The sequence below is a fragment of the Chelatococcus sp. GCM10030263 genome (genome assembly GCF_042666455.1).
Classification (GTDB): domain Bacteria; phylum Pseudomonadota; class Alphaproteobacteria; order Rhizobiales; family Beijerinckiaceae; genus Chelatococcus.
The window spans coordinates 1-26098 of sequence record NZ_JBHTDB010000005.1 but is presented as its reverse complement, the minus strand read 5'-3'; the positions used below and the strand labels follow the sequence as shown (position 1 = coordinate 26098).

The window sequence follows — 26098 nt, the reverse complement described above, 5'->3', positions numbered from 1 at the left end:
TCCCATGCGCCTCATACCGATCGTTTCGTCCCTCATCGCGCTTGCCGCCGCCTCTCCGGCGATGGCGCAGACGCTGAACGTGGTCACCGCCGGCGACCAGAATATGGTCGACTACGTCAAGGATTATCTCGGCCCGATCTTCGAGAAGTCGCATCCGGGCGTGAAAATCGTCTCCGTCGGCACCGGTCCGGGCGATGCCGGCTCGCAGAAGATCTATGAGAAGCTCGATGCGCAGAAGTCGGCGGCAGCAACCGATTTCGACGTGTTGGTGATTCACCAGAAGGCCGCCGGCACCATGGTGAAGGAAGGTCTTCTCGCCAAATACACCGACCAGGTGCCGACGGCGAAGCTCGTGACCAGCGAAACCGCCAAGAATTCGCTCGGCGCTGACGTTTCCGGCTTCGTCATCCCGATGTTCCAATCGCAGACGGCGCTCGCCTATAATGCCGATCTCCTCAAGAACCCGCCGAACACCTTCGCCGAGCTGAAGGAATGGGCGCAGAAGAACCCGAAGCAGTTCGGCTATAACGGGATAAAGGGCGGCATGTCCGGCGTCGCCTTCGTCACGGGCTGGATCTATGCCTTCGGCGGCGATGCCGGCAAGCTCATCAACGGCCCCTACGACCCTGCCGTGAAGGCTTCGTGGGACAAGGCGCTCGCCGACCTCAAGGCGTTCAACAAAAACGTCGTGATGACGCCCGGCAACGCCGGCACGCTCGACATGCTGAACCGCGGCGAGATCGCCATGGGCCCGGTCTGGGTCGACATGTTCTATTCCTGGCAGGCCGACGGCAAGCTGCCGCCCAATATGAAGCTGAAGCTCGCAGCACCCGGCATGCCCGGCCAGCCGATGTACTACGCCATCCCGGCCAAATCGGCCAACCAGAAGCTCGCGGAAGAATTCATCGCGCTCGCGACCAGCCCCGAGGTCCAGGCGGAAGGCATTGTCAAGAAGTTCAACTGGTATCCCGGCATCGATGCCAAGAACCTTGAAGGCAAGCTCGACCAGGCAGCCTGGAACAAGCTCTTCAGCGACATCACGCCCGATGACCTCTCGGCCAATGGCAAGCCCTTCCCCGTCGCCCCTTATTTCAACGACATTCTCGAGAGCTACGAGAAGAAGGTCGCGAATTGAAGAAGACGAGCTGTGGCGCTCGTCCCCTCTCCCCGCGTGCGGGGAGAGGACGCCCGGCTGAAAGTCTCGGTGGATAGACTTGCAGGCGCCGTGTTATGCGATCCAACATATCGACATCGTCACAAAGCCCGCTCGCCCTGGTGCTGATTGCGCCGAGCCTGGCGCTCATCGCCGGGCTCTTTGTCTATCCTCTCACCTTCTCGCTCATCTCCGCCTTCTCCGACGAGGCTGGGCGGCCGACGCTCGCCTGGTTCGCCAAGGCCTATGAGCTCTATTCCGGCGACATCATCTTCACCATTCTCATCGTGGTCGCCTCGACGGCGCTCACGGCGGTGATCGCCATCGCCATCGCGGGTGTGCTCACGCTCGGCGAAACCCCGTGGATCGTCAGCACGCTGAAGGCGCTCTACCGCTGGCCGCTCTTCATCCCGTTCATCGTGGCGGCGCAATGCATGCGCACCTTCCTCGCCAAGAACGGCCTCATGAACAATTCCTTCGTGGCGCTCGGCCTCGTCGACCCGCTTCAGACGGTGAGCCTGCTCGACTGGCGCGGCATCATCATCACCTTCGTGTGGAAGCAGGTGCCTTTTGTGACCCTGCTCATCGCGGGCGCCCTCGCCTCCATCGATCGCGCAACGCTGGAGGCCGGCCGCAATCTCGGCGCGTCGCGCCTACGCGTGCTCGTCGAGCTCGCTCTGCCGCAGATCGTGCCCACGCTGCTCGTCGCGCTGGTCCTGTCCTTCGTGACGATCATGTCGGTGCTGTCGGTGCCCATGATGGTAGCCGGCTCGCAGCCCACCATGCTGACCGTCGACATGGCCTTCCGCATCAATGCCTATGGCGACTACGCCACCGCCAATGCGCTCGGGGTGATCTCGTATGGCATCAGCGCGGTGGCCGCGGTCCTCTATTTGCGCCAGGGCGTGGCGAAGGAGGGCCGGCCGTGACACGGCTCGCCTCCGGCCTGCGCGCGGTCGTGGCGGCGGCACTCCTCGCCGCCTTCGCCTTCGCGCTCATCGGCCCGCTCGCCAATCTCGCGCTCTGGTCGGTCGCCGAGCGCTGGTACACGCCCTACAAGCTGCCGGTGAGCTATGGCCTGCGCTATTGGGCGCAGGTCTTCCGGCCGACCGGCGACGCCATGGCCTCGCTCGGGACGAGCGTCTGGATCGCGGTGCTCACGGTCGTCGTTGCGCTCGCGCTGTCGATCCCGGCCGGCTATGCCCTCGGCCGCCTCAGGCTGCCGGCGCGCAGCGTCCTCATGGTGCTCTTCCTGCTGCCGCAGGCTTTTCCGTCGGTCGCGATCTACATCAATGTGGCGCGGATCTTCTATGATCTCGGTCTCAACGGCACCGTTCTCGGCGTCGTCCTGGTCCATGCCGCGCACGGGCTCGTCTATTCCGTATGGATAACAGCCGCGGCCTTCGCCGCCGTCGACAAGGAACTCGAACTCGCCGCGCGCAATCTGGGCGCCAAGCCGTTTCACGTCTTTCTTACGGTCACGCTGCCGCTCGCCGCTCCCGGCATTCTCGCGAGCGGCATCTTCGTCTTTCTCGAATCGCTCGATGAATTCACCGGCACCTTTTTCGTCGGCGTGCCGCAGGTGACCACATTGCCGCTGCTGCTCTATTCGGCGGCCATGGGCGGCAATTACCAGATCGCCTCCATCACGGCGCTGATCCTGCTCGTGCCTTCCGTTCTCTTCATGCTGTTCATCGAACGCTTCCTGCGCGCCGACGTACTGTCACGGGTCGGCGGCTGACCGCATCGCCCGCCGTTCGATCCGATCAAGGATGGGGCCAGATCTGCCGTGCGATCTGGAGCGTGCGCTTGGCGCGCGCAATCGGCGCGGGCAATTCGCCGCCGGTTCGCAGCGCCTCATAATGGGCTCGCAGCAGATAAAGTGGATCGCCCGGCCGTGGAGCCCGGAAAAGGCCCGTCGCGACCGCATTGGATGCGGTCTGCCCCAAAATCTCGAAAGCCCACCCGCTGAGGCGCAGGCCACGGGCGACGGCTGAGGCCCCCGGCCCCACCCGGTCGAGATTCACGAGCATGTTGCGCAGGTCGATCTGAAAGGTCCCCTCAGTGCCGTAGACCTTGATGCCGAAGCCCGGCGGATGGGCTGACAATGACAGCTTCACCTGAGCGGTCACGCCGTCGCCGTTCGAGAGCATCAAGCGCAACTCGTCTGGCAAGGTGAAGGGGAGACGCCCGCTGCGGAAAACCTCCCAATGCTGCGCCCGAAGATCCTCCCCGCTCAGCGATCGCGTCACCGTCAGCGGATGAGGGAGCAGATCTTCGAGAATGCCGCCCGGCAGGGACTTGGCCCAGGGCCAGTCGGACAAATCGGCGCGAAGGGCGCTTCCGTCGAAGCCGAAGAAGGTATCGATATGGACAAGCCGCCCGAGGGCGCCGCTCGCGATCTTCCGGCGGGCGGCCGTCACGCGGGGATCGGCGGCGAAGTTCTCGTTGAGACCGACCGTGAGACCAGCAGTGACGGCCGTCTCCTCGATGGTGTCGCAACCCGCCGACGTGAGCGAGGGCGGCTTTTCGACGAGAACGTGAGAGCCTCGCCGCAGCGCCTCCAGCACCAAGTTCTCGTGCGTGTCGGGTGGCGTGAGGACGTGGACGATGTCGGGCTTCGCCACCCGATAGAATTCATCTGGATCATCGAAGTGATGAGGGACCTGAAAGCGGCCGGCCAGCGACGCCGCCCGTTCGCGGTCCGCGTCGAAGACGCCGACGAGCGAGACCTGCGGCAGCCGCCGCAATGCTCTCGCATGCGACGCGGACGTCCGCCCCGCTCCTACGATGCCGACGCGTACGGCATCTCTCATGCGCCCCTCGACCAGACCGTCACCCCATGCTCCACTACCAAAGTAGGTAGCGCCAAAGCAGCAGAGATCAACCACGATCATGATGATTGAATGACAGAAAGACGCGGAGCATGCAGCCCCACGCATCCGTCACTGCTCATTAATGCTGCAGATGCAACCGACATCAGCCGTCATCGCGATAAGACCGCTGTTCGCCGTCGCATTCGTCTCACCGGACATAGCAGTCAGCCGACAGATCAGGCGCCCCATATCGGCAAAACTGCTCGTCCTGGAACTCTGCCTAATTTTTATTCGCGATGCATAGCCGGGCAGCTTGCATCAGCTCGGGTACTAAGTTATTAAAGATAGAAAGATAGTATATAAATAAAAGATCACCGTTGCTCGGCGCCCTTCGGCTCACAACGCAGCCTCGGCCCCGACGTTTCGGTTGAGGGGTACTGACATGATGAATCTCCGGGGCCTCGCGGCAGACACCGGACGGGAGGGCTTGTCGCAGGACCGCTCTGCCCTGCGCATTGCGGGCGTCAGAAAAGTCTTCGACAAGCTGGAGGCGATCCGGAACATCACCGTCGACATCGCGCAGGGTGAATTCGTCAGTCTGCTCGGGCCGAGCGGCTGCGGAAAAAGCACGCTTCTCATGATGATCGCCGGGCTGACGCAGCCGACCTCAGGCGAGATCGTCCTCGCCGGCAAGCCGGTCGTGGCACCGCGTCGGGATGTCGGGGTCGTCTTCCAGAGCCCGGTGCTGCTGCCGTGGCGCAACATCATCGACAACGTCCTGTTTCCTATCGAGCTGTTGCGGCTGCCGCTCGCGCAATATCGGCCTCGCGCCCTCGAACTCCTGAAGATGACGAAGCTCGACGAGTTCGCCCAAGCCTTGCCGCGTCAGCTCTCCGGCGGAATGCGGCAGCGCGCGGCGATCTGCCGGGCGCTTGTCCACGATCCCGGCACCCTGTTGATGGATGAGCCGTTCAGCGCGCTCGACGCCATCACGCGCGACGACATGGCCGTCGAGTTGCAGCGCATCTGGCAGGCGAACCGCAAGACCGTCGTCTTCGTCACCCACAGCATCCGGGAAGCCGCTTTCCTCTCCGATCGCGTGCTCGTCATGGGCCGGCGGCCGGCCACCATTATCGACGAGGTCGAGATCGATCTGCCACGGCCGCGCAACGTCGCCATGACCGAGGAAGAAGGCTTCAACCGCTATACCCGTCGCCTGCGCAAGTCGATCGAGGCGAGCCATGAACAGTAAGCTTCGCGCGGCGGCGAGCACCGCCTATTGGCCCACGCTGGTCATGGTCGCAATCCTCGTCGGCTGGGAAGCCGCCGTCCGCCTCCTCGGCATCCGCAGCATCATCCTGCCGCCGCCGTCCGAGATCGCGGTGGTGATGATCGACCGTCACGACCTGATCCTGACGCATCTCTGGCCGTCGCTTTACCTAACGGTGCTGGGCTTTGCCTTGTCGGTCGTCGGCGGCATCTTGGTCGCTATCCTGATCACCTATTCCAAGATCCTGCGGAAGGGATTCTATCCCGTCCTCGTCGTCTCTCAGGTGATCCCGAAGATCTCGATAGCGCCGCTCTTCATCGTCTGGTTCGGCACCGGCACGATGTCGAGCTTGTTGCTCGCCTTTCTCATCGCCTTCTTTCCCATGACGATCAATTCGACCATGGGGTTCCAGTCCGTCGATGAGGATATCTACAAGATGGCCCGGACCTTTATGGGGTCGCGCTGGCAGATCTTCTGGAAGATCCGGATGCCCAATGCTTTGCCTTACATCTTCGGCGGCATGAAAATCTCCGTGACGCTCGCAATCATCGGCGTCATCGTTTCGGAGTTCGTCGCCTCCCAGGAAGGCATCGGCTACCTCATCAAGCTGGCGGGCGGTCTGCTCGACACGCCGCTGATGATGGCGGCGATCGTCGCGCTCAGCATCAGCGGCTTGCTGCTCTACTGGATCATCGTCGAGGTGGAGCGCCGCGCCGTCTATTGGCAGTCGTCTCCGGATATGAGCGTCGCGGAAGGGAGGGGCTGATATGACGAGCCAATCGTCGGCAAATTCAACCATCCCTCGTCTCGAAGCGAGAGCGGACACGGTTCACGTCGGGTTTCACGATGCGACGCTCGCGCCGGTGATCGAAATCGACGACGGGCAGGAGATCTGGATCAATACGGTCTCGGCCGATCCGTCGCACGAGGTCCCGCGGGAGTGGCTGCCGGCCGGGATCGAAACCCTCCTGAGAAACGCTGAATGCGGCACGGGCCCGCATATCCTGACCGGGCCGATCGCCGTGCGTGGGGCAAGGCCCGGCGATGTCCTGGAGGTGGACATTCGCGAGCTCCGCCTCACCCAGCCCTACGGCTACAATATCGTCAGCCCGCTCAAGGGCATGTTCGCGGGCGAGGAACCCGTCCAGCGCACCCACATCATCCCCATCGATCTGGAGACCGGCACTGCCGTGGTGGCTCCCGGCGTCGCCATCCCGACACGTCCCTTCTTCGGACAGATGGGTGTCGCGCCACCGCCGAGCTGGGGGCGCCTCGACAGCCGGCCGCCCAGCCGCTACGGCGGCAATATCGACAACAAGGAACTTGTTCCCGGCGTTCGCCTGTTCCTGCCCGTCGCCAATGAAGGCGCGCTGTTTAGCGTGGGGGATGGGCATGCCGCACAGGGCGATGGCGAGGTCAACCAGACGGCCATTGAGACTAGCCTCGACGGGCGCTTCCGCCTGTCCGTGCGGCGCGACGTCGAGATCGACTGGCCGATTGCCGTGACGCCGACGCATCTGATGACCATGGCCGTTCACGAAGACCTGGACGATGCCGCAAGGCTCGCCATGCGCGCCATGATCCGGCTGCTCACCGACGACTACCGCCTGTCGTTTCACGAAGCCTACCGGCTCTGCAGCGTCGCCGCCGATCTGCGCGTCACGCAGTTCGTGAACGGCAACCGAGGCATTCACGTGATGTTGCCCCGGTCTCCGCTGGCCGGCCTGCCCTCCCAGCCCGCCTTTCTCGTCACGACCGGACCGATAGGAGAACCCAAGCAATGACCCTGGACCGACGCACTATCCTCAAAGCGGCCGGCACGCTTGGCGCCGGCAGCGCCCTCGGCCTCGCCATGCCGGCCATCGTCCGCGCCGCTACGCCGGTGAAGATGACGCTGCCCTGGCTGCCGCTCGGCACCTTCAGCTACGCCTTCGTGGCCAAGAAGATGGGCTTCTTCGAAAAGCGCGGGCTCGACGTGACCATCGACCGCGGCTTTGGCTCCGGCAAGGTCTGCGTGCCGGTCGACCAGGGCCAGTACGACTTCGGAATCATCGACTTCAGCGTCATGCTCAACTGTGCCGGGCGCGGCCTCGATCTCACCGCTATCGCCGGCGTCTGGCCACGTTCGCCGATCGGCATCTTCTCGCTGAAGGAGACCGGCCTCACCGAGCCCAAGCAGCTCGAAGGCCAAACAATCGCCTTCGACGTCGGCAGCGGCGACTTCCAGCTGTGGCCGGCTTTCGTCAAAGCGACCGGCATCGATGACAGCAAAGTCAACAAGGTGACGATGGATGCAGCCGCCTTGATCAAGGCGCTCATCGAGAAGCAGGTGAAGGCGGAAGGCAATTTCTTCGGCAGCATCGCCCCGAGTCTCTGGGCGCAGGGGCTCGAGATCAACAGCATTCTCTATGAAAGCTACGGCGTCAAAAGCTTCAGCAACGTCGTGGCCTGCAAGCAGTCGACCATCGATAAGAAGCCGGAGCTCTGCCAAGCTTTCGTCGACGGTCTCATGGACGGCCTGAGATATGTCTATCTGAACCCCGAGAAGTCCGTCGAGATGCATATCGAGAGCGTCAAGGAATTCCAGGGCGGCAGCATCACCAACCAGAAGGTGATCGAATACGGCCAAGCCGTGAGCACGGCACTGGGCCTCGTCGAATCCGTCAAGAAGAATGGTCTCGGCTATATGGATCCGAGCCTCATGGCCGAGACCGTCAACACGGTGAAGACCTATATGGGCGTGGCGAACGTGCCGCCCACGGACAAGCTCTATACGAACAAGTTCATCGGCGCCGCCAAGCTGACCGACCAGGAGTGGGCGGAAGTCGAAGCGCGGTCAGCTAAATACCTGCCGCACAAGGCTTGAGCAACAGGATAGCGGCGTTCATGAGCGATCTCGCGGGGCCATGATGGCGCGCAGCACCGCCGGCGTCGGCGCGTCGGTCACCCGCAAGGAGGACGACCGGCTGCTCAGGGGGCGTGGCCAGTTCGTCGCCGATATTCCGGTGCCCGGGGCACTGGAGGTGGCCTTTGTGCGCAGCACGGTGGCGCATGGGCGCATCAGGGCGATCCACGTCCCGGACGCCCTCACCGAGAAGGTGTTCACGGCCGCTCACCTCGCGGACGTGAAGCCGATCCGGGCGGCCACCGCCTTGCCCGGCTTCAAACATTCCTCGGAGCCGATCCTCGCCTCCGAAAAGGTGCGCTATGTCGGCGAGCTCGTGGCCATATGCGTCGCGCCGACCCGCGCCGAGGCGGAGGACATCGCCGCCGCGGTGGTCGTGGACTACGAGGAACTGCCGCCGGTGACCGACATGCTGGCGGCGCAAGAGCCCGGCGCGCCGCTTGTTCACGAGGCCTGGGGCGACAATGTCTTCATCGAGATCGCGGTCGATGCCGATATCGAGGCGGTGGCGCGCACGGCACCTGTCGTCATCACACGCGAGATCCGCACGGCCCGGCACTGCATGTTCCCGATGGAGGGCCGCGGCTGCTTCGCCTATCGGGACGACCGCCTCGGTTTTCTCACCCTCGTCACCTCGACGCAGATGCCGCATATCGTGCAGACCGGGCTCGCCCACTGCCTCGGCGTCGCCGACAGCGCCATCCGCGTGATCTCGCCCGATGTCGGCGGCGGCTTCGGCTACAAGGGGCTGCTGCTGCGCGAGGAGGTTGCCGTCGCCTGGCTCGCGGGGCGGATCGGCCAGACCGTCCGGTGGCTTGAAGATTGCCGCGAACATCTGACGGCCAATGCCGATTGCCGCGAGCACCATTATCGCATCACCGGCTATGCGGATCGTGACGGCAGGCTGCTTGCGCTTGACTGCACGGCGAGCGTCGATGCCGGCGCCTATTCGGTCTATCCGACGTCGTCGGCGCTGGAGGCCTCGCAGATCGCCAGCCTCCTGCCGGGCCCCTACGACTTCCAGGTCTATCGCTGCCGCGCAACCGCCGTCGCCACCAACAAATGCCCGATCCTGCCCTATCGCGGCGTGGCCCGCACCGGCGTCTGCCTCGCGATCGAAATGATCATGGACGGCATCGCCCGCGAGACCGGCCTCGAGCCGCATGAGGTGCGGCTGCGCAATCTCGTGCGCGCCGAGCAGATGCCCTTCGTCAATGTCGTCGGCAAGTTTTTCGACAGAGGCGATTATCCCGAATGCATGCGTCAGGCCGCGGAAGCGATCGGCGTCGACAAGATCCGTGAGAGGCAGCGCCGGGGCGAACCAGACGGGCGGCTCATCGGCGTCGGCATCTCGATCTTTTGCGAGCAAGGCGCGCTCGGTACTTCGGTGTTGGCGGGCTGGGGACGACCGGTCGTGCCGGGCTACGAGCAGGCGAGCGCGCGTCTGACGGCGGACGGGGATGTGGAAATTCGCGTCGGCACCCATTCCCACGGGCAGGGGCACGAGACGACCTTCGCCCAGATCGCCCATGAGATTCTCGGCGTCGATTTCGACAAGATCAAGATTCTGCAAGGCGACACGCTCTACAGCCCCTTCTCGACCGGCACTTACGCGTCACGCTCTATTGTCATGGGCGGTGGTGCCGTGGCTGAGGCCTCGCGCGCCCTCGCCGAACGCGCCAAGCGCATCGGCGCCTGGCTCTTGCAAGCCGATCCGCAGGATGTGGGCGTCGAGGGCGGCGCCGTGGTCGGCGGCAGCGCGAGCGTGTCCCTGAAGGAAGTGGCGCACGCCTGGTATCTGCAACCGCAGCAGTTGCCGCCGGACGTCAACCCGGGCGGGCTCGAAGTCACCAGCGGCTATCGTCCCGGCCGCGACAGCGGCACTTTCAGCTATGCCGCGCATGCCGTGGTCACGGCGGTCGATCCGGAGACCGGCCTGGTCGAGCTTCTCGACTATGTGGTGGTCGAGGATGGCGGCGTGCTCGTCAATCCGATGATCGTCGACGGCCAGATTGCCGGCGGCACGGCGCAGGGCATCGGCACCTGCCTCTACGAGGCGATGCCCTTCGACGCCCAGGGCCAGCCGCTCGCCTCCACCCTGCTCGACTATGTCCTACCGGGTTCGACCGAGGTGCCGGACATCCGCATCCTCCACATGGAGACCCCCTCGCCTCACACTGAATTCGGTGTGAAGGGCATCGGCGAGGGCGGTGCGGTGGGCCCGCCCGCGGCCATCGTCTCGGCGGTCAACGATGCGCTGCGCCCGCTCGGGGTCGCGGTCTACGACCTGCCGCTCACGCCCGAGCGCATCCTCGATGCCATCGAGCGCACTCACGCGCCCGCGGATCAGGTGGCCTGACATGAAGCCGGCGCCTTTCGACTATGTCCGGGCGGCGAGCATCGAGGATGCCGCCGCCGCGCTCGCCTCGGCGGATGGCGGCGGCAAGCTGATCGCCGGTGGGCAATCGCTCGGCCCCATGCTCAATCTGCGTCTCGTCCAACCAAGTCTGCTGATCGACATCTCCGGCGTCGCCGAGCTCACCGCCGTGAGCGAGGATGCCGACGGGCTCACGATCGGCGCGGGGGTCACGGCCGCTGTCATTGAGGACGGACGGCTGCCGACCGGCACGGCGCCCATGCTGCCGCGCATCGCCGGCGGCATCGCCTATCGCGCCGTGCGCAACCGCGGCACCATCGGCGGCAGCCTTTGCCATGCCGATCCTGCCGCGGACTGGGTGAATACCCTGCCGGCGCTCGGCGCGACCTGCGTGATCGGGGGAGAGCGGGGCGCCACCCGCCGCGTGCCTGTCGCGGATTTCATGACCGCCGCCTTCGAGAACGCCCTCGCCGAGACGGAGCTCTTGCGGGCCATCATCGTCCCGAAGATCTCCCGAGCCGCGCGTTTCGGCTATGCCAAGATCTCGCGCAAGACCGGCAAATTCGCCATGGCGAGCGGGGTCGTGCTGTTCGATCCCGAGCGAGATATCTTCCGCGCCGTCATCGGCGCAACCCACGGCAAGCCAATCGTCGTCGCGGACGCGCGCGCCCTGTTCGGCGAGCGGCCATTGGCCCAACCACTGCGTTTCGACGAGGGGTTCGGCACGGATCTCCTGGCGCGCAACGGCGTCGCAGCAGGGGCGCCGCGGCGGCTCCACCTCACGGCGCTGCGGCGTGCGGCTGAGGAAGCTTTTTCCCGCGAGGTCTCTGCTCCATGAGCGGCATCGAGCTTACCGTCAATGGCCGGCCGATCAGCGGCGAAGCCGAGCCACGCATGCATCTCGGCGATTTCCTGCGCGAGCGGCTGCATCTCACCGCCACGCATCTGCGCTGCGAGCAGGGCGTCTGCGGTGCATGCACGCTCCTGATCGATGGCGAGCCGGCGCGTTCCTGCATCACCTACGCCGTATCGTGCCGGGGCGCCGAGGTGATGACCCTCGAGGGCCTGGAAACCGACCCGGTGATCGAGGCGCTCCGGGCGGCGTTCACGGCCGAGCACGGGCTGCAATGCGGCTTCTGCACGCCCGGCATGCTGGTGACCGCGCGCGATATCGTGCTGCGCCTGCCGGATGCCGACGCAGCGCGGGTGCGCAAGGAGCTCAGCGGCAATCTCTGCCGTTGCACCGGCTATGCCGGCATTGTGCGCGCGATCTGCCGTGTCCTCGCGGAACGGCAGGCCGGTGCCCAACAGGCGCGGGCCGATGCCGGAAGCCGGCCTTCGGGGCTCGGCCCGGTGGGATCGCGCATCCCGCTTTCGCCGCGCGCCGCCGAGACCATCCAGCGCCCAGCAGCTGCAAGGGACCAGGCCGACGCCATCAGCGTTGCGGACGAGGACCTCGGGCTCGGCGGGCGCCAGGCTAATCTCGAAACCGCCCTGTCCTTTGTCGTGGCCCGGCCGATCGACGAGGTTTGGGCCGTGCTCGACGACATCGAACGTGTTGCACGGTGCATGCCGGGTGCGAAGCTCGCGGGGCCACCTGTCGGCGGGCGGCTCGAAGGCACGGTTGCCGTCAAAGTCGGCCCCATTGCCACGAGCTTCAGCGGCCGCGCGCGGATCCTGCGCGACGAGGCTGGCCGGAGCGGTGTCCTTTACGGTGCCGGACGCGACCGCTTGAGCGGTTCGGGAGCGCGCGCCGAGGTGAGCTATGCGCTCGTCCCGGACGGCACCGGGACGCGCGTCGACCTCAGCGTGCGGGCACTTCTCGCCGGGCCGCTCGCCCAGTTCGGCCGCAGCGGCATCGTGCAGGATCTCATGGCACGGCTTGCCGGTGAATTCGCACGACGGCTCGAGCATAGCCTCGCCACGGGCGAAGAGGCCCCGGCCGATCAAGCTCCTCTCAACCCGGCAGCACTTCTCGTCTCGGTCATCATGGCGCGGGTGAGAAAGATGCTCGGCCGTTTCCGGTTCAGGCGTACCCCCTAGGAGAGCCCGATGAAGATCGCCGTTCCCGATATCATCTCGCCGTCCTATTTTCCGGCGGAGGCGGCGGTCGTTCTCGGCTGCTTCGCCGACGAGGGCATCGATGCCGAGCTCGAACTGGTCTCGCCCGTCGAGCGGGCCTATGCCGGGCTGCGCGACGGTGCGATCGACATCGTCGCCGGCTCGGCGCATTCGGCCCTGTCGGCCTTTCCGCGCTGGCAGGGCGTCAAGCTCCTCTGCGCGCAGTCGCAGGGCATGTATTGGTTTCTCGTCATGCGCGCCGACCTCGGCGCCAAGCGCGGCGATCTCAGCGTCGTCAAAGGCAGGCGCATCGGTGCGGCGCCCTGGGTCGGCATGGGCCTGCGCCAGCTTTTGATCGAGGCGGGTATCGATCCCGAGCGCGACGGCGTGACGATCGCGCCAACGCCCGGCTCGCTCGAGAACAAAGTCAACTTCGGCGTGGCTGCAGCGCGCGCCCTGGAGGCGCGGACGATCGATGGTTTTTGGGCGAACGGCATGGGGGCCGAAATCGCCGTGCGCTCGGGTATCGGCACGCTCGTGCTCGACGTCCGCCGCGGCGATGGGCCGAGCGGGGCCTTCAACTATACGATGGCGACGCTCGCCGCGACCGACGAATTCATCGCCCGCAATCCCGAGAAGGCAGCCGGTGCCGTCCGTGCCATCGCCGCCGCTCACCGTCTGCTGAAGGCCGATGTCGGACGTGCCGCAAAGGTCGGCGAACAGCTCTTTCCGGGCGAGGCGGAGCACATCGTCGAACTGGTGCGGCGCGACCTGCCGTTCTACCAGACGCATCTGTCGGCCGACTTCGTGACGGGGATGAACCGCTTTGCCCGTGATCTCGGCATTCTCGACTGCGACGTTCCTTACGGGGCTGTCGTCGCCGAGCCGTTCAGCCATCGTTGGACGTGATCGCGATGTGTCGCGATAGAGGCCATCACTCTCGCCTATCCAGTTCCGAACGGCGGAGAGCGCTTACGGTCGCGGGCTTCCTCGAAGCATTCGCGTGCAGGACGAGCCGCTCGGCAGCATTTTGTCCGCGAAGACATCCGCAGCACGGACTGAGTTCCCGAAGGCTCGGACGATCGCGGGCGGCGAACTTGGGCTCTTTTTCGCCAAAGCTTCGCGCGTGCTCACGTTTATCCTGGCGCGTTCCTTTTCAGAAAGCGCGGCATAGGAATGCAGCACCAAGCCGCCTTCGCGTGCATCCCGTCGGGCGATAAAGGCCGGGACACCGTCGGCGATCAGCTCGGGAAGCAACTTGACGTCACGCGCGAGCCGATCAAGTTCGGGGGCGATAATCGGCGCCTTAACTTGCGGGCTTGCCCAAGGGCCGCGGCGAGACCCGGTCCCCTACGAGGGTGTCGTCGCCGTCCGTTTCCTGATCTGCGAACTCGGCGACAACCTGGAAGCCCTCGGCCCTGGCGAAGCGCTGAATGGCCTCACGCTGGCCAGCGCGGCTCAGCAGGTGGGCGCTGCCGGCTTTTCCGCCCGCGTGTATAGGCGATCGCGATCTTTGCCTCGCCTTTGGGGTGTTCGATCCACATATGACCAATCATAAGGTTTGGTCGACGCGCCTGCTCGGTGTCGACACCGAGCAGGCGCGTCGACCGCTGGTCAATTTCCAATATTCGCGCGAGTGCATCTCCGGGCGCACTCGATCCAGTAAGCGTACGCTTAAGGTTAACGAGTTGTTAACGGCCTAGTCTATCATATTCACTGTTGCAAAAGTTCCCGCGCTCCAGCAATCGTTATCATCGCGATTCGGGGCGAAACGCGACGAACGCGGATTCTGGCGCTCTCGATCCCCGCGTTTGGGGTTTGTTGAGACGGCGGCTTTCCCGGAGCCATTACGGCGTGAGGGTGGGGTATTGGGGCTGAGTAGGCCGTGCGCTGGTGGGCATGGACGCATGACGCGTCTACAGGCGGTTTCAAGGCCGACGGTAGCCCCTTTGGTTATCCTTCGCACGCTGCACTGGGTCGACCCTCACTCAGGGTCTGGCGGCGTGGGCCAGCGGCGGTTTCGAGTAGAGCCAGGCCAAGTCGCCGAGGGTTCGCACCGCGACGGGGTCACTCTCTGCAACATTCACCTAATGATCCGTATCGGCACTTCATTGAAGCTGCCGGGCGACGATTGGCCATCGAATGGCGGCGGCTCGACACGCCACCAAGCAGGTAACGCGAGGGCGATATGAGGGCTACGGTGGCGGCAACCAATATTGAGGCTCAAGCTCGCGCAACGACGACTAACAGGGCGGCGGATAGTATCCGGAAGGAGGCCTTTGGTTTGCACCTTTCGCGAGGCGGCTGTCTCACCAAGTGGAAGGGCGAGGCGGCGAGCTACGCGCCCAATCTTGCGCAACTCATTCCGACGCTCGCGAGGCCGCGCAACGCTACCTTCGCCGCCCTGGCGTTCATCATGGGAGCTGCCGCAAGTCCGGCAATGGCGCAGGACGCCAATCGATATTGGGACGCCGACGGATCGGGGATCGGGTTCGGCGGCACCGGAACCTGGAATACTACGAATCCGCCTCTCTGGAATTCCAGCGACAATGCGGTGGCCGGCCCGTTCTTCACCTGGAACAACGCCGGGCTGGACAATGCCATCTTCGCCGGCACGGCCGGCACGGTGACGCTGGGGGCGCCGATCACCGTCCATAATCTGACGTTTGAGGTCAATGGCTATACGATCGCGGGCGGCACGCTGACGCTCGACGGCACAACGCCCACGATCACGGTGAACGCCGGCACCTCTGCCATCAGCTCGATTGTCGCCGGCACGTCGGGGCTGACCAAGGACGGCGCAGGCGCGCTGACCCTATCCGGCAACAACACGTTCTCGGGTAATCTCAACGTCAACGCCGGCACGTTGAGCCTGACCGGCACAAACGGCTTCACGGGTGCCATCAACGTCAACGCGGGGACGCTCCTCGTCGGTTCGAACGAGGCGCTCGGCGACATCAACAACAGCGTGACACTGAATGACAGCGCCACGTTCTGGGCCACAGGCGCCCTGAGCACCAACCGCCAGGTCGTCCTGAACGGCTCTGCCACGGTTAGGGGCGCTGGGGTGGGCTCCGCCCTGGTCACGGGTACTGGGACCCTCACCGTCATGAACGGCGTCACCATGAGTAACGACGCCAGCTCCTATACCGGCCAGACCATACTGCAAGGCGCCGGCCAGGGAAGAATCTGGTTCACGTCCGTCAGGGATACCAGCATCGCCAGTTCTCTGGGAGCGAACGGCGATATCGTGATCCAGGGCGTGAACAATTTTGTAGACCTCGCAATCTACACCGGCGACGGCGACAGCACCAACCGCACATTCCGGATTACGCCTTCCAGCAACGGAGGGGTCGGACTGGTCAACCAGGGTACAGGCACCCTGGCCTTGACCGGCACCATCAGCCTCGAGGGCTCCGCCCGCGGTATTTCGTTAAGCGCCAACAGCGCGGATCTCGACCTCTCCGGGCCCATCAGCGGCACCAGCACCTCTACTGTAACCTATAGCGGAACCAGCACGGCGCGCACGATCACGCTCGGCGGAGCCAACACCTATACCGGTGCCAACAGCATCAGCGCAGTGACGCTGACGATCTCGACTCTCGCCGACCGCGGCACTGCCAGCTCGCTCGGCACGAACGACAATACGGGCGCGGAACCTGCCGACATCCAGATCAACGGTGGCGTGCTGGACTATACGGGCAGCGGTCACGGCAGCAACCGCACCTGGCAGATTTCGAACCTTTCAAGCGTGCTCAACAATGGCACCGGCGCTCTGGCGCTGAGCGGCGCAGTGACGTTCGACCCGGTGGCGAGCATCGATACGCTCACGCTCGGCGGCAGCTTCGCGGGCGAGAATACGATCTCGGGCGACATCACCGGTTCCGGCGGCGTGGTCATGGACGGTGCCGGCACTTGGGCGCTCACCGGCGCCACCACTTTTACGGGCGGCGTCACCGTCCAAAACGGCACACTGCGCGCCGACACGCCCCTCAGCGCGACCACCAGCGTGACGGTGAACGGCGGCACGCTCGACCTCAATGGAAATGACCTATCCCTGACCTCGCTTGCCGGCACGGGCGGCACCGTAGCGTTGGGGAGCGGCGATCTCACCCTCAATCTGGGCACCGGCGTCACCAACAGCTACGCCGGCAGCATCACCGGCACCGGCGGCAGCTTGACCAAGCTCGGCGCCGGCACGCTGACGCTCACCGGCCAGAGCACCTATACCGGGGCGACGACCATCGGCGGCGGCACGCTGGCACTCGACTTCTCGCCGAGCGGCGGGCCGACCAGCAACATCATCTCCGCGTCGTCCCCCCTCATCATGAACGGCGGCACGGTCAGGGTCACGGGAGCGGCGGGCGAGACTAATATCCAGAGTTTCGGTGGCCTGACGGTGACGACGGGCAACAATACGGTAAGCGCCACCTCCGACACCGGCGGCAGCACCACCATCAGTCTCGGCGGTATTACCCGCACGGGCGGCCTCGCCAATTTCGTGCTGCCCACCGCGGGCGCGATCACCACGACCGGCGCCGACCGCGCGCTCGGCGGCTGGGCCACGGTCAACGGCACGGACTACGCCAAGGTGGTAAGCGGCAACATCGTCGCCTTCACCGCGAGCGACTATGTGCAGCAGGATGACGCAAGCCTCTGGCAATCTAACCAGATCCTGAGCGATTCGGGCGGGGCCGCGAACACGCCCTTCTTCAACACGGTCGGCGCCTCCATTCAGATCGGCGGGCTGCAATATACAGTGCCGAGAAACTCGACCGTCACCGTCGCCGACGGCCAAACCCTCGGGGTGGACGGCACGATTATCGTCGCCCCTTCGGTGGGCGCGGCGAACCAGACGATCACCGGCGGCGCGATGACGGGCACGCTCGGCGGCGGCGTGCTGGGCGTCCAGCAGAACGGCACCGGCACCTTCACCATCGCCTCGACCATCGTCGACAACACCGGCACTGTCGGCTTCAGCAAGGCTGGCACGGGTCGCGTGGCGCTCACAGGCCTCAACACCTATACCGGCGCCACCACCGTGAGCCAGGGCACGCTCTCGATCAATTCGGTCGCAGATGCCGGCATCGCGAGCGCCATCGGCGCGGCGTCGACAAACCCATCGAACCTCGTGATCGAAGGCGCCACGCTGGAGTATACCGGCACCGGCGGGTCCACGAACCGCGGCTTCACCCTCGCCCGCTCGGGCGCCGTCACCGCGAGCACGATCTCCGTCACCAATGCCGCCGCCAATCTCACCGTCTCCGGGCAGGTGGTCAGCCCCGACGGTGCCAACTTCATCAAGACCGGCCCGGGCACGCTGACCCTGTCGAATCCCAATAACACTTATACCGGCACCACCACCGTAAGCGGCGGAACGCTCGCCGTCACCACGCTGGCTAATGGCGGTTCGCCGAGCAGCATCGGCGCAGCCGACAATGCCTCGTCCAACCTGGTGCTGCAGGGCGGGGGCGAGCTGGAATATCTCGGGGGAACGACCACCAGCAATCGCGGCTTCACGCTCGGTTCCGGCGGCGGCGCCATCGATGTCGCCCAGGGCGCCACGACACTCACGATGAGCGGCGTGGCCGCCGGCGCGGGCAGCTTGACCAAGAACGGCCCGGGCACCTTGGTGCTGTCGGGCGCGAACACCTATACAGGCGGCACCACGGTGAGCGCCGGCATCTTGCGCGCCGGCTCCGCGAATGCTTTCGGCACCGGAGCCATAACGGTGAATAGCCCAGCCACGCTGGACATTGCGGATATCGCCAACGTCAGAACGGGCGGGCTCGGAGGCGACGGGACGGTGAATCTGGGCGTCCTGTCCACGACCCGCTATATCATCGACGGCAACGGCAGTGTCTTCAGCGGCATCATCAGCGGCGCGGGCGGGGTAACACTCGGCTCCGGCCCGCTGACCGTCAGCGGCTGCAAGAATACTTATGCTGGGCCCACGACCATTTGGGGCACGCTCGCCGTCTCATGCCTCGCCAATGGCGGCTCGCCGAGCGATATCGGCGCGTCCGGAGCCGCACCGACCAATCTGGTTCTCGCCGGGGGCACGCTGAACTACGTGGGCGATACCGTGACCACCGATCGCGGTTTCACCACGGGTGGGTGGATCACCGTATCGAAAGCCGCGACCACGCTGACCTTCACCGGACAGGCGACCGGCGGTGGCCAGCTTGTCAAGTTGGGCCCCGGCACCCTGGTTTTGTCGGGCACCAACAACTACACCGGCGGGACGACAGTTTCGGGCGGCATCTTGCGCGCTGGATCGACCAGCGCCTTCGGCACCGGCGGCATGACCGTCAACACGGCCACGCTGGACCTCGCCAATCTCAGCAACACGGTTTCCGGCCTCGCCGGGGCCGGCAATGTCACGCTCGGCTCCGCAACGCTCACCCTGAGCCACGGGGCCGGCCTGACCTTCAGCGGCGGGATCAGCGGCACGGGCGGCCTCGTGAAGAGCGGCCCCGGTACACAGACGCTGTCCGGCACGGCCAGCAGCTATACCGGCCCGACCGTCGTCAATGGCGGCGTTCTCGCCGTGGCGAGCCTTGCCAACGGCAACAATAACAGCTCGATCGGCGCCTCCAGCAACGCGGCGACCAATCTCGTGCTCAACGGCGGCACGTTGCAATATAATGGCACCGGCGGCAGCACCGACCGGCAGTTCACCCTCGGCACCGGCGGCGGCACCCTCGACGCCTCCGGCACCGGCGCGATCAATTTCACCAGCACAGCGCCCGTCGCCTTGCCGGACTCCGGCAATCGCACGCTGACGCTCAGCGGCGCCAATACCGGCAATAACACGCTGTCGGCCCGCATCGACAATCCGGCCAGTGGCACCACCTCAGTGACCAAGACCGGCACCGGCACCTGGGTTCTGGAAAACGCGGGCAGCACCTATACGGGTGTCACCACGATCTCGGGCGGCGTGCTCGCGGTCGACAAGCTCGCCGACGGCGGCGAGGCGAGCTCGATCGGGCGGTCGTCCAACGCAGCCTCCAGTCTCGTGATCGGCAGCGGCTCGACCCTGCGCTACACGGGTACGGGCGACACGACCAACCGTCTGTTCACGCTCTCGACCGGCATCACCCTCATCGAATCCTCGGGCACGGGGGCGATCGTCTTTTCGAACACCGGCTCGGCTGCCTATACCGGCAGCGGCAATCGCACGCTGGCGCTCGGCGGCACCAACACCGGCCTCAACACGATGGGTGGAACCATCATCAATGGTCCGGGCGGCTTAACCACCGTTGCCAAGAACGATTCCGGCACCTGGGCGCTGACCGGCAACAATACCTATAGCGGCAACACTGTCGTCAACGCCGGCAGTCTGATGATCGGCAATGGCGGCGGTACCGGCAACGCCGGCACCGGCAATGTCATCGTCAATGCGGCGACCTCGACGTTGTCTTTCAACCGCAACAATACGTTCAACTTCGCCGGCACGCTGAGCGGCCCCGGCAACATCGCGCAGATCGGCACGGGCACGACCGTGCTGACCTCCGCGACGAACATGATCGGCGCGGCGCGGATCGATGCCGGCACGCTGCAGGTGGGCGACGGCACGGCGACCGGCAGCCTGACGACGTCGACCTTCGCCATGAACGCCGGGACCCTGACGGTGGCGGCGAACGGCACGGTGAGCGCCGCCGCGGGGGCGCCGACGACGATGACCGGAAGCGCCGGCGCGGCGACGATCAACATCAACAGCGGCGGCATTCTGCGTGCGAGCGGCGATCTTGAGGGCGGCAGCGACATCGTCAATGTCTCCGGCACCTTGGATACCGGCGCGGCAACGAAGCTGAGCCTCGGGGGGGGCAACGACACCCTTGTCCTTAACGACAGCGCAGTCTTCAGCGGCGGAGGCGTCGATGCCGGCAGCGGGGGCGAGAGCGGCCCCGGCGACACGCTCGCCGTCAACACCACCGCCGGGCGCACGCTCGACGGCGCTACGGTCACGAATTTCGAAAGCCTCAACAAGCTCGGCACAGGCACCCTGACGCTCACTGGCGACCACGTCTACAGCGCCGGCAGCAGCATCCAGGCAGGCACGCTGCAGATCGGCGCGGGGGGAGCCTCCGGTACGCTCGCCGGCAATGTGGCCAATGAGGGCACGCTCGCCTTCAACCGCTCGGACGCCCTCGCCTACGGTGGCGTGATCTCAGGCTCGGGCGTGGTGCAGCAGAACGGCAGCGGCACGACCGTCCTCACCGGCGCCAATACCTATAGCGGTGCAACGCAGGTGAATGCGGGCACCCTGCTCGTCCACGGCAACCAGTCTGCGGCGACGGGGCTGACGTCGGTGGCGAGCGGCGCCACGCTCGGCGGCACCGGCATCATCGGCGGCAATGTCACTGTCGCCGACGGCGGCACCCTCAGCCCCGGCAATACCGGCCCGGTGGCAGGCACGCTCACCATCAACGGCAATCTGGCGCTCAGCGGCGGTTCGACCCTCGACTATAATTTCGGCGAGCCCGATGTGGAGGGCGGTCCGCTCAACGACCTGATCCGGGTCGGCGGCAATCTCGCGCTCGATGGCGCGCTCAATGTCTCGCAGACCACGGACGGCACTTTCGGGCCCGGCGTCTACCGTATCATCGCCTATAACGGCACCTTGGCGGACAATGGCCTCACCGTCACGGGATCCGACCTTGCCATCCAGACCTCCGTCGCCGGCCAGGTCAACCTGATCAATACGACAGGCCTTGCCTTCAGCTATTGGGACGGCGATGCCGGACCGAAGAACAACAACGCCGTCAATGGCGGCAGCGGCACTTGGCTAGCAAGCGGCGGAAACAACTGGACCGACCACGACGGTGCCATGAACGCCGGCTTCGATGCCGGCAGCTTCGCCGTGTTCCAGGGAACGGCGGGGACGGTCACCGTCGATGCCGGCGGCGTCAGCGCGTCCGGCATGCAGTTCATGACCGATGGATATGTGGTGCAGGGCGGCGCGATTACGCTGGTCGCCGATGCGTCCGCCCCGGCCAATCTGGCGTCGGTCATTCGCGTCGGTGACGGCACGGCGGATGGCACCAGCTATCTGGCGACAATCTCGTCGGAGCTCGCCGGCTCGCAGCAATTGGTCAAGACCGACCTCGGCACCCTCGTACTCACCGGCACCAACAGCTACACCGGCGGTACGACGATCAACGGCGGCACGCTTCGGATTTCCTCGAACGCCAATCTCGGCGAGGTGACGGGCGGGCTTACGTTCAATGGCGGCACGCTACACACGACGCAGAATCTGACGAGCGCCCGCGCGGTGACACTCACCGGCGCAGCCACCTTCCTCGTCGACGGCGCCACCACGACCACGCTGAACGGCAGCGTGGCCGGGGCCGGCCCGCTCACCAAGTCCGGCGACGGCACACTCGTGCTGACCGCTTCCGGCAACAGCGCCGGCGGGACCAGTGTCACGGCCGGCCTGCTCCAGGTCGACGGCGACCTGACCACGCCGACGCTCGCCATGACCGGCACCTCCGCGCTCACCGTCAACGGCACGATCGAGGCTGTGGGGGCGGGCCCGGCGGCCATCACCGGCGATGCCGGGGCGGCGACGATTACCGTCGGGACGGGCGGCACGCTGCGCGCCAACGGTGACCTCGGTGCCGGCAGCGATATCGTGACCCTTGCGGGTCTGCTCGACACCGCCGGTGGCCGGCTTCGCCTCGGCGACGGCGACGATAGCCTGACGCTCGCCGACAGCGCGGCGATCAACGGCGCCGGCGTCGACGGCGGCACCGGCACCGACGCGCTCGTCGCCGACAATGCCTCGACCTTGATCCTCGACGGGGCGAGCGTCACCGGTTTCGAGAGCCTGACGAAGCAGAACAGCGGCACGCTGACGCTCATCGGCGATCACGCCTACGGCAACGGCACGGCCGTTCAGGGCGGGGCTCTCTATATCGGCAATGGCGGCACCTCCGGAACGCTTGCGAGCGACGTCGCCATCAGCAACGGTGCCGCGCTCGCCTTCAACCGCTCAGACAGCTACACCTTCGCCGGATTGATCACCGGCGCCGGCACTGTCCAGCAGATCGGCGGCGGCATCACCATCCTGACGGCCGACAACAGCTACACCGGCGAGACGCAGGTGAGCGCGGGCACGCTGATCGTGAACGGCAACCAGTCGGCGGCAAACGGGCAAACGTGGGTTACCACCGGCGGCACGCTCGGCGGCATCGGCATCATCGGCGGCGACGTCGATGTGGCCGACGGCACGATCAGTCCCGGCGATCTGGGCGCCGCACCGGGCACGCTCAATGTCAACGGCAATCTAACGCTCGCGGGCACTTCCGCCCTCAACTACAATTTCGGCCAGGCGGGGGTGGAAGGCGGGCCGCTCAACGATCTGATCAGGGTCGGCGGCGGTCTCACCCTCGACGGCACGATCAACGTCACGGAGACGGCTGGCGGCAATTTCGGCCCCGGCATCTATCGTGTCATCAGCTATGCCGGAGGCCTGAACGATCAGGGCCTGACGGTCACTTCCCCCAATTATGTCGTCCAGACCGCGGTGGCCCAGCAGGTCAACCTGGTCAACACCACCGGCGTGACCTTGAACTTCTGGGACGGCGATGCCGGGCCGAAGGGCGATGATGCCGTCGATGGTGGCGACGGCACCTGGCGGGCGGGCGGCGACGACAACTGGACGGACAAGGACGGGCAAGTCAATGCCGCCTACCAGAACGGCGGCTACCCCATCTTCGCCGGTACGGCCGGGACCGTCACGGTCGATACCGGAGGCGTCAGCGCCTCCGGCATGCAGTTCGCGACCGGCGGCTACACCATTCAAGACAGCACGATCACGCTGGCGGCGGATGCGGCCGACCCGACCAATCCGGCATCTGTCATCCGCGTCGGTGACGGTACGGCGGACGGCGCCGCCTATGTGGCGACAATCTCGTCGGCGCTTACCGGAACGCAGCAGCTTGTGAAGGACGATCTTGGGACGTTGGTGCTTTCCGGGACGAACAGCTATACGGGCGGCACGGCGATCAACGGCGGCACGCTGAGCATTTCGTCGGACGCCAATCTGGGCGATGCGGCGGGCGGGCTCACCTTCAATGGCGGCACGCTGGCGACGACAGCCAGCCTGACCTCCAACCGTGATGTGACGCTCGCCGGGGCCGGCAGGCTCCTCACCGACGCCGGAACGACGACGACGCTGACCCAGGCCGTCACCGGTGCCGGCGCCCTCACCAAGGACGGCGCGGGCACGCTGGTGCTCGCCGCTGACAACAGCTACCAGGGCGGCACCACCATCGCCGCCGGCACCTTGCAGGTCGGCAATGGCGCCGCGACCGGATCCATTACCGGCGACGTGACGAACAACGGCACGCTGACCTTCAACCGCACGGGTGTGCTGACCTATGCAGGCGCCATCACCGGCACGGGCGCGGTGAACCTGACCGGCGGCGCCGGCTACACCTTCACCGGCGACAGCAATTATTCCGGCAACACCACCATCAACGGTGGCAGCGGGCTCACGCTGTCCGGCGGCGGTTCGATCAACGGCACGGCCAGCACGACTCTGAACGACAACAGCACTCTTACCGTGAGCGGAGCCGGTTCGGAGCTCTCGACCGGAACCCTGCGCGTTGGGGAGGCCGCAGGCAGCACATCCAAAGTCGTTATCGACAATGGCGGTGTCGTGAAGGTCGGTGGCGATGCCAACTTCGGGGGCGTTCCGTTGGCGGCCGATGCCGCGACGCTCACCGTCAATGGTGCGGGTTCATCGCTGCAAGTCGGTGGCGCGCTTCTTTTGGGGACACGCTCCCAAGCGGCGTTGGACGCGAACATCGCCGACGGCGCGCAGATCCTGAGCAACAGTGCGCTGATGGGCGCCCCCTTCACCTCCCTAGGGGACAAAAAGGTCACGCTCTCGGGCGCGGGAACCAGCTGGACGAATACGACCAGCTTGAACATTCGCAGCGGAACCTTGTCCGTGCTCGACGGCGCGCAACTGAGCACCGGCTCGTTCGACATGACGGCTGTCACCGTCCCGGCGGCCCTCATCGTCTCGGGCGCGAACGCGATATTTTCGAGTGCCGGCGATCTGGCTGTCAAAGGCGCGGGCACGAGCCCGACCGTTACGCTCGCCGATGACGGCGAGCTGCGCGTCGGCGGCCAATTGGCGCTCGGGGCCTCGGCCGTCCTCAACATCGGCGGCGGGGAAGGCCAGCCTGCCGCGGCGGCGGGTACCCTCGACGCGCCGACGCTCACCTTCGCAACGCCCGGCACGGGTCGGGTCAATTTCAACCACACCGAGACCGATTACGCCTTCGCGACAGCCATGTCGGGCGTCGGCACGATCAACCAGGTGGCGGGCGTCACTCACCTCACGGGCGACAGTTCCGGCTTCGCCGGCACGACGAGCGTCTCGGGCGGCACGCTGCTCGTCGACGGCACGCTCGGCAATGCGGCGAGCACGGTGGGCGTGACCACGGGCACCTTGGGCGGCACGGGGGTGATCGGCGGCGGCGTCACCGTCGCCGATGGGGCGATCAATCCCGGTCAGCCCAATGCCGTCGGCACGCTCGCCATCAACGGCGGCCTCGCGCTCGGGATGGGCTCGGCCCTGAACTACGACTTCGGCCAGGCGAATGTGCCGGGCGGGAGCCTCAACGACCTCCTCACGGTCGGCGGCGACCTCACCCTCGACGGCACCTTGAATGTCTCTCAGACGGCCGGCGGCAGCTTCGGGCCGGGGCTCTACCGCATCATCAGCTATAGCGGCACGCTCACCGATAATGGCCTCCAGCTCGGCACCCTGCCGGCCGGCGCGCAGGCCTCCGTGCAGACGTCGATCGCCAATCAGGTCAATCTGGTCAACAGCGGCGGCCTGCCGCTCAGCTACTGGGACGGCGATCTCGGGCCGAAGAACGACGGCGCCATCAATGGCGGCGACGGCATCTGGCGGGCAACCGGCGACGACAACTGGACGGATGTGAACGGCGCGGCCAATGCGCCCTACTCGAACGGCAGCTTCGCCATCTTCGCGGGCAAGGCCGGCACAGTGAGCGTCGACACGACCAATGGCGAGGTGCGCGCGTCGGGCATGCAGTTCGCCACCGACGGCTACACCGTCCAGGGCGGGTCGATCACCCTGGTGCCGAGCAGCGGCACCCAGGCGATTGTCCGCGTCGGCGACGGCACGGCGGACGGCGCCGGTTATACGGCGACCATCGCCGCCGCGCTCACCGGCTCGGCCGGCCTCGCCAAGACCGATGCCGGCACCTTGGCGCTCACCGGCACCAGCAGCTACACCGGCGCGACCGATGTCCTCGGCGGCACCCTGGCGGTGGACGGCGCCATCGCCAGCTCCGCCGTGACCGTGCACCAGGGCGCGCGGCTCACCGGCAACGGCACGGTCGGGGGCCTGACGGTCGCCGCCGGCGCCACCGTCGCCCCCGGCCATTCGATCGGCACGCTCCAGGTCGCCGGCACTTACACGCAGGCGAGCGGCGCGACCTATCAGGTCGAGGTCGACCCGACCTCG

Annotated in this window: 13 protein-coding genes; 12 read left to right on the top strand and 1 reads right to left on the bottom strand. The window is 66.0% G+C overall.

Annotated elements, in window-relative coordinates; all coding sequences use genetic code 11:
- Nucleotides 1-4 precede the first annotated feature (4 nt).
- The 3 genes from ACFQU1_RS10450 to ACFQU1_RS10440 all read left to right on the top strand — a co-directional run bounded on the left by ACFQU1_RS10450 (nt 5) and on the right by ACFQU1_RS10440 (nt 2894).
- Nucleotides 5-1135 (top strand): extracellular solute-binding protein, encoded by a 1131-nt coding sequence (locus ACFQU1_RS10450; RefSeq protein ID WP_378132147.1) that lies wholly within the window; start codon nt 5-7, stop codon nt 1133-1135.
- Nucleotides 1136-1230: 95 nt separating this feature from the next.
- Complete coding sequence (locus tag ACFQU1_RS10445; RefSeq protein ID WP_378132145.1) at nt 1231-2082, top strand: ABC transporter permease; 852 nt, start codon at nt 1231-1233, stop codon at nt 2080-2082.
- The gene (locus ACFQU1_RS10440) at nt 2079-2894 is read left to right on the top strand and encodes an ABC transporter permease (protein ID WP_378132142.1); all 816 of its coding nucleotides are present in this window, start codon (nt 2079-2081) and stop codon (nt 2892-2894) included. Before ACFQU1_RS10445 ends, ACFQU1_RS10440 begins: the two co-directional genes overlap by 4 nt.
- A gap of 25 nt (nt 2895-2919) precedes the next feature.
- Here the strand turns inward: ACFQU1_RS10440 and ACFQU1_RS10435 are convergent, their stop codons facing one another.
- Nucleotides 2920-3969, bottom strand: a complete 1050-nt coding sequence (locus tag ACFQU1_RS10435) for a Gfo/Idh/MocA family protein (protein WP_378132140.1) — start codon at nt 3967-3969, stop codon at nt 2920-2922.
- Nucleotides 3970-4411: 442 nt separating this feature from the next.
- On the opposite strand from ACFQU1_RS10435, the gene ACFQU1_RS10430 reads away from it, so the two are divergent.
- The 9 genes from ACFQU1_RS10430 to ACFQU1_RS10390 all read left to right on the top strand — a co-directional run.
- On the top strand, nt 4412-5221 hold the full coding sequence (locus tag ACFQU1_RS10430; RefSeq protein WP_378132138.1) for an ABC transporter ATP-binding protein: 810 nt from the start codon (nt 4412-4414) through the stop codon (nt 5219-5221).
- Nucleotides 5211-6005 carry an ABC transporter permease gene (locus tag ACFQU1_RS10425; protein ID WP_378132136.1) on the top strand — a complete coding sequence of 265 codons (795 nt, stop codon included), beginning with the start codon at nt 5211-5213 and terminating at the stop codon, nt 6003-6005. Before ACFQU1_RS10430 ends, ACFQU1_RS10425 begins: the two co-directional genes overlap by 11 nt.
- Nucleotide 6006: 1 nt before the next feature.
- Nucleotides 6007-7023, top strand: coding sequence for an acetamidase/formamidase family protein (locus tag ACFQU1_RS10420; RefSeq protein ID WP_378132133.1), 1017 nt, complete (start codon nt 6007-6009; stop codon nt 7021-7023).
- Nucleotides 7020-8105, top strand: a complete 1086-nt coding sequence (locus tag ACFQU1_RS10415) for an ABC transporter substrate-binding protein (RefSeq protein ID WP_378132131.1) — start codon at nt 7020-7022, stop codon at nt 8103-8105. The genes ACFQU1_RS10420 and ACFQU1_RS10415 overlap by 4 nt, the downstream gene beginning before the upstream one ends.
- A 43-nt stretch (nt 8106-8148) precedes the next feature.
- Complete coding sequence (locus ACFQU1_RS10410; protein ID WP_378132129.1) at nt 8149-10503, top strand: xanthine dehydrogenase family protein molybdopterin-binding subunit; 2355 nt, start codon at nt 8149-8151, stop codon at nt 10501-10503.
- Nucleotide 10504: 1 nt separating this feature from the next.
- Nucleotides 10505-11359, top strand: a complete 855-nt coding sequence (locus tag ACFQU1_RS10405) for an FAD binding domain-containing protein (RefSeq protein WP_378132127.1) — start codon at nt 10505-10507, stop codon at nt 11357-11359.
- Complete coding sequence (locus tag ACFQU1_RS10400; protein ID WP_378132125.1) at nt 11356-12564, top strand: 2Fe-2S iron-sulfur cluster-binding protein; 1209 nt, start codon at nt 11356-11358, stop codon at nt 12562-12564. The genes ACFQU1_RS10405 and ACFQU1_RS10400 overlap by 4 nt, the downstream gene beginning before the upstream one ends.
- A gap of 9 nt (nt 12565-12573) precedes the next feature.
- Nucleotides 12574-13491, top strand: a complete 918-nt coding sequence (locus ACFQU1_RS10395; RefSeq protein WP_378132123.1) for an ABC transporter substrate-binding protein — start codon at nt 12574-12576, stop codon at nt 13489-13491.
- 1375 nt (nt 13492-14866) lie between these two features.
- The coding region (locus ACFQU1_RS10390) for a beta strand repeat-containing protein (protein WP_378132121.1) at nt 14867-26098 on the top strand (11232 nt) is incomplete at its 3' end.

Coding starts and splice junctions, on each gene's coding strand:
- ACFQU1_RS10450 (WP_378132147.1), top strand. CDS start 5: ATGCGCCTCATACCGATCGTTTCGTCCCTCATCGCGCTTGCCGCCGCC.
- ACFQU1_RS10445 (WP_378132145.1), top strand. CDS start 1,231: ATGCGATCCAACATATCGACATCGTCACAAAGCCCGCTCGCCCTGGTG.
- ACFQU1_RS10435 (WP_378132140.1), bottom strand. CDS start 3,969: ATGAGAGATGCCGTACGCGTCGGCATCGTAGGAGCGGGGCGGACGTCC.
- ACFQU1_RS10430 (WP_378132138.1), top strand. CDS start 4,412: ATGATGAATCTCCGGGGCCTCGCGGCAGACACCGGACGGGAGGGCTTG.
- ACFQU1_RS10425 (WP_378132136.1), top strand. CDS start 5,211: ATGAACAGTAAGCTTCGCGCGGCGGCGAGCACCGCCTATTGGCCCACG.
- ACFQU1_RS10420 (WP_378132133.1), top strand. CDS start 6,007: ATGACGAGCCAATCGTCGGCAAATTCAACCATCCCTCGTCTCGAAGCG.
- ACFQU1_RS10415 (WP_378132131.1), top strand. CDS start 7,020: ATGACCCTGGACCGACGCACTATCCTCAAAGCGGCCGGCACGCTTGGC.
- ACFQU1_RS10410 (WP_378132129.1), top strand. CDS start 8,149: ATGGCGCGCAGCACCGCCGGCGTCGGCGCGTCGGTCACCCGCAAGGAG.
- ACFQU1_RS10405 (WP_378132127.1), top strand. CDS start 10,505: ATGAAGCCGGCGCCTTTCGACTATGTCCGGGCGGCGAGCATCGAGGAT.
- ACFQU1_RS10400 (WP_378132125.1), top strand. CDS start 11,356: ATGAGCGGCATCGAGCTTACCGTCAATGGCCGGCCGATCAGCGGCGAA.
- ACFQU1_RS10395 (WP_378132123.1), top strand. CDS start 12,574: ATGAAGATCGCCGTTCCCGATATCATCTCGCCGTCCTATTTTCCGGCG.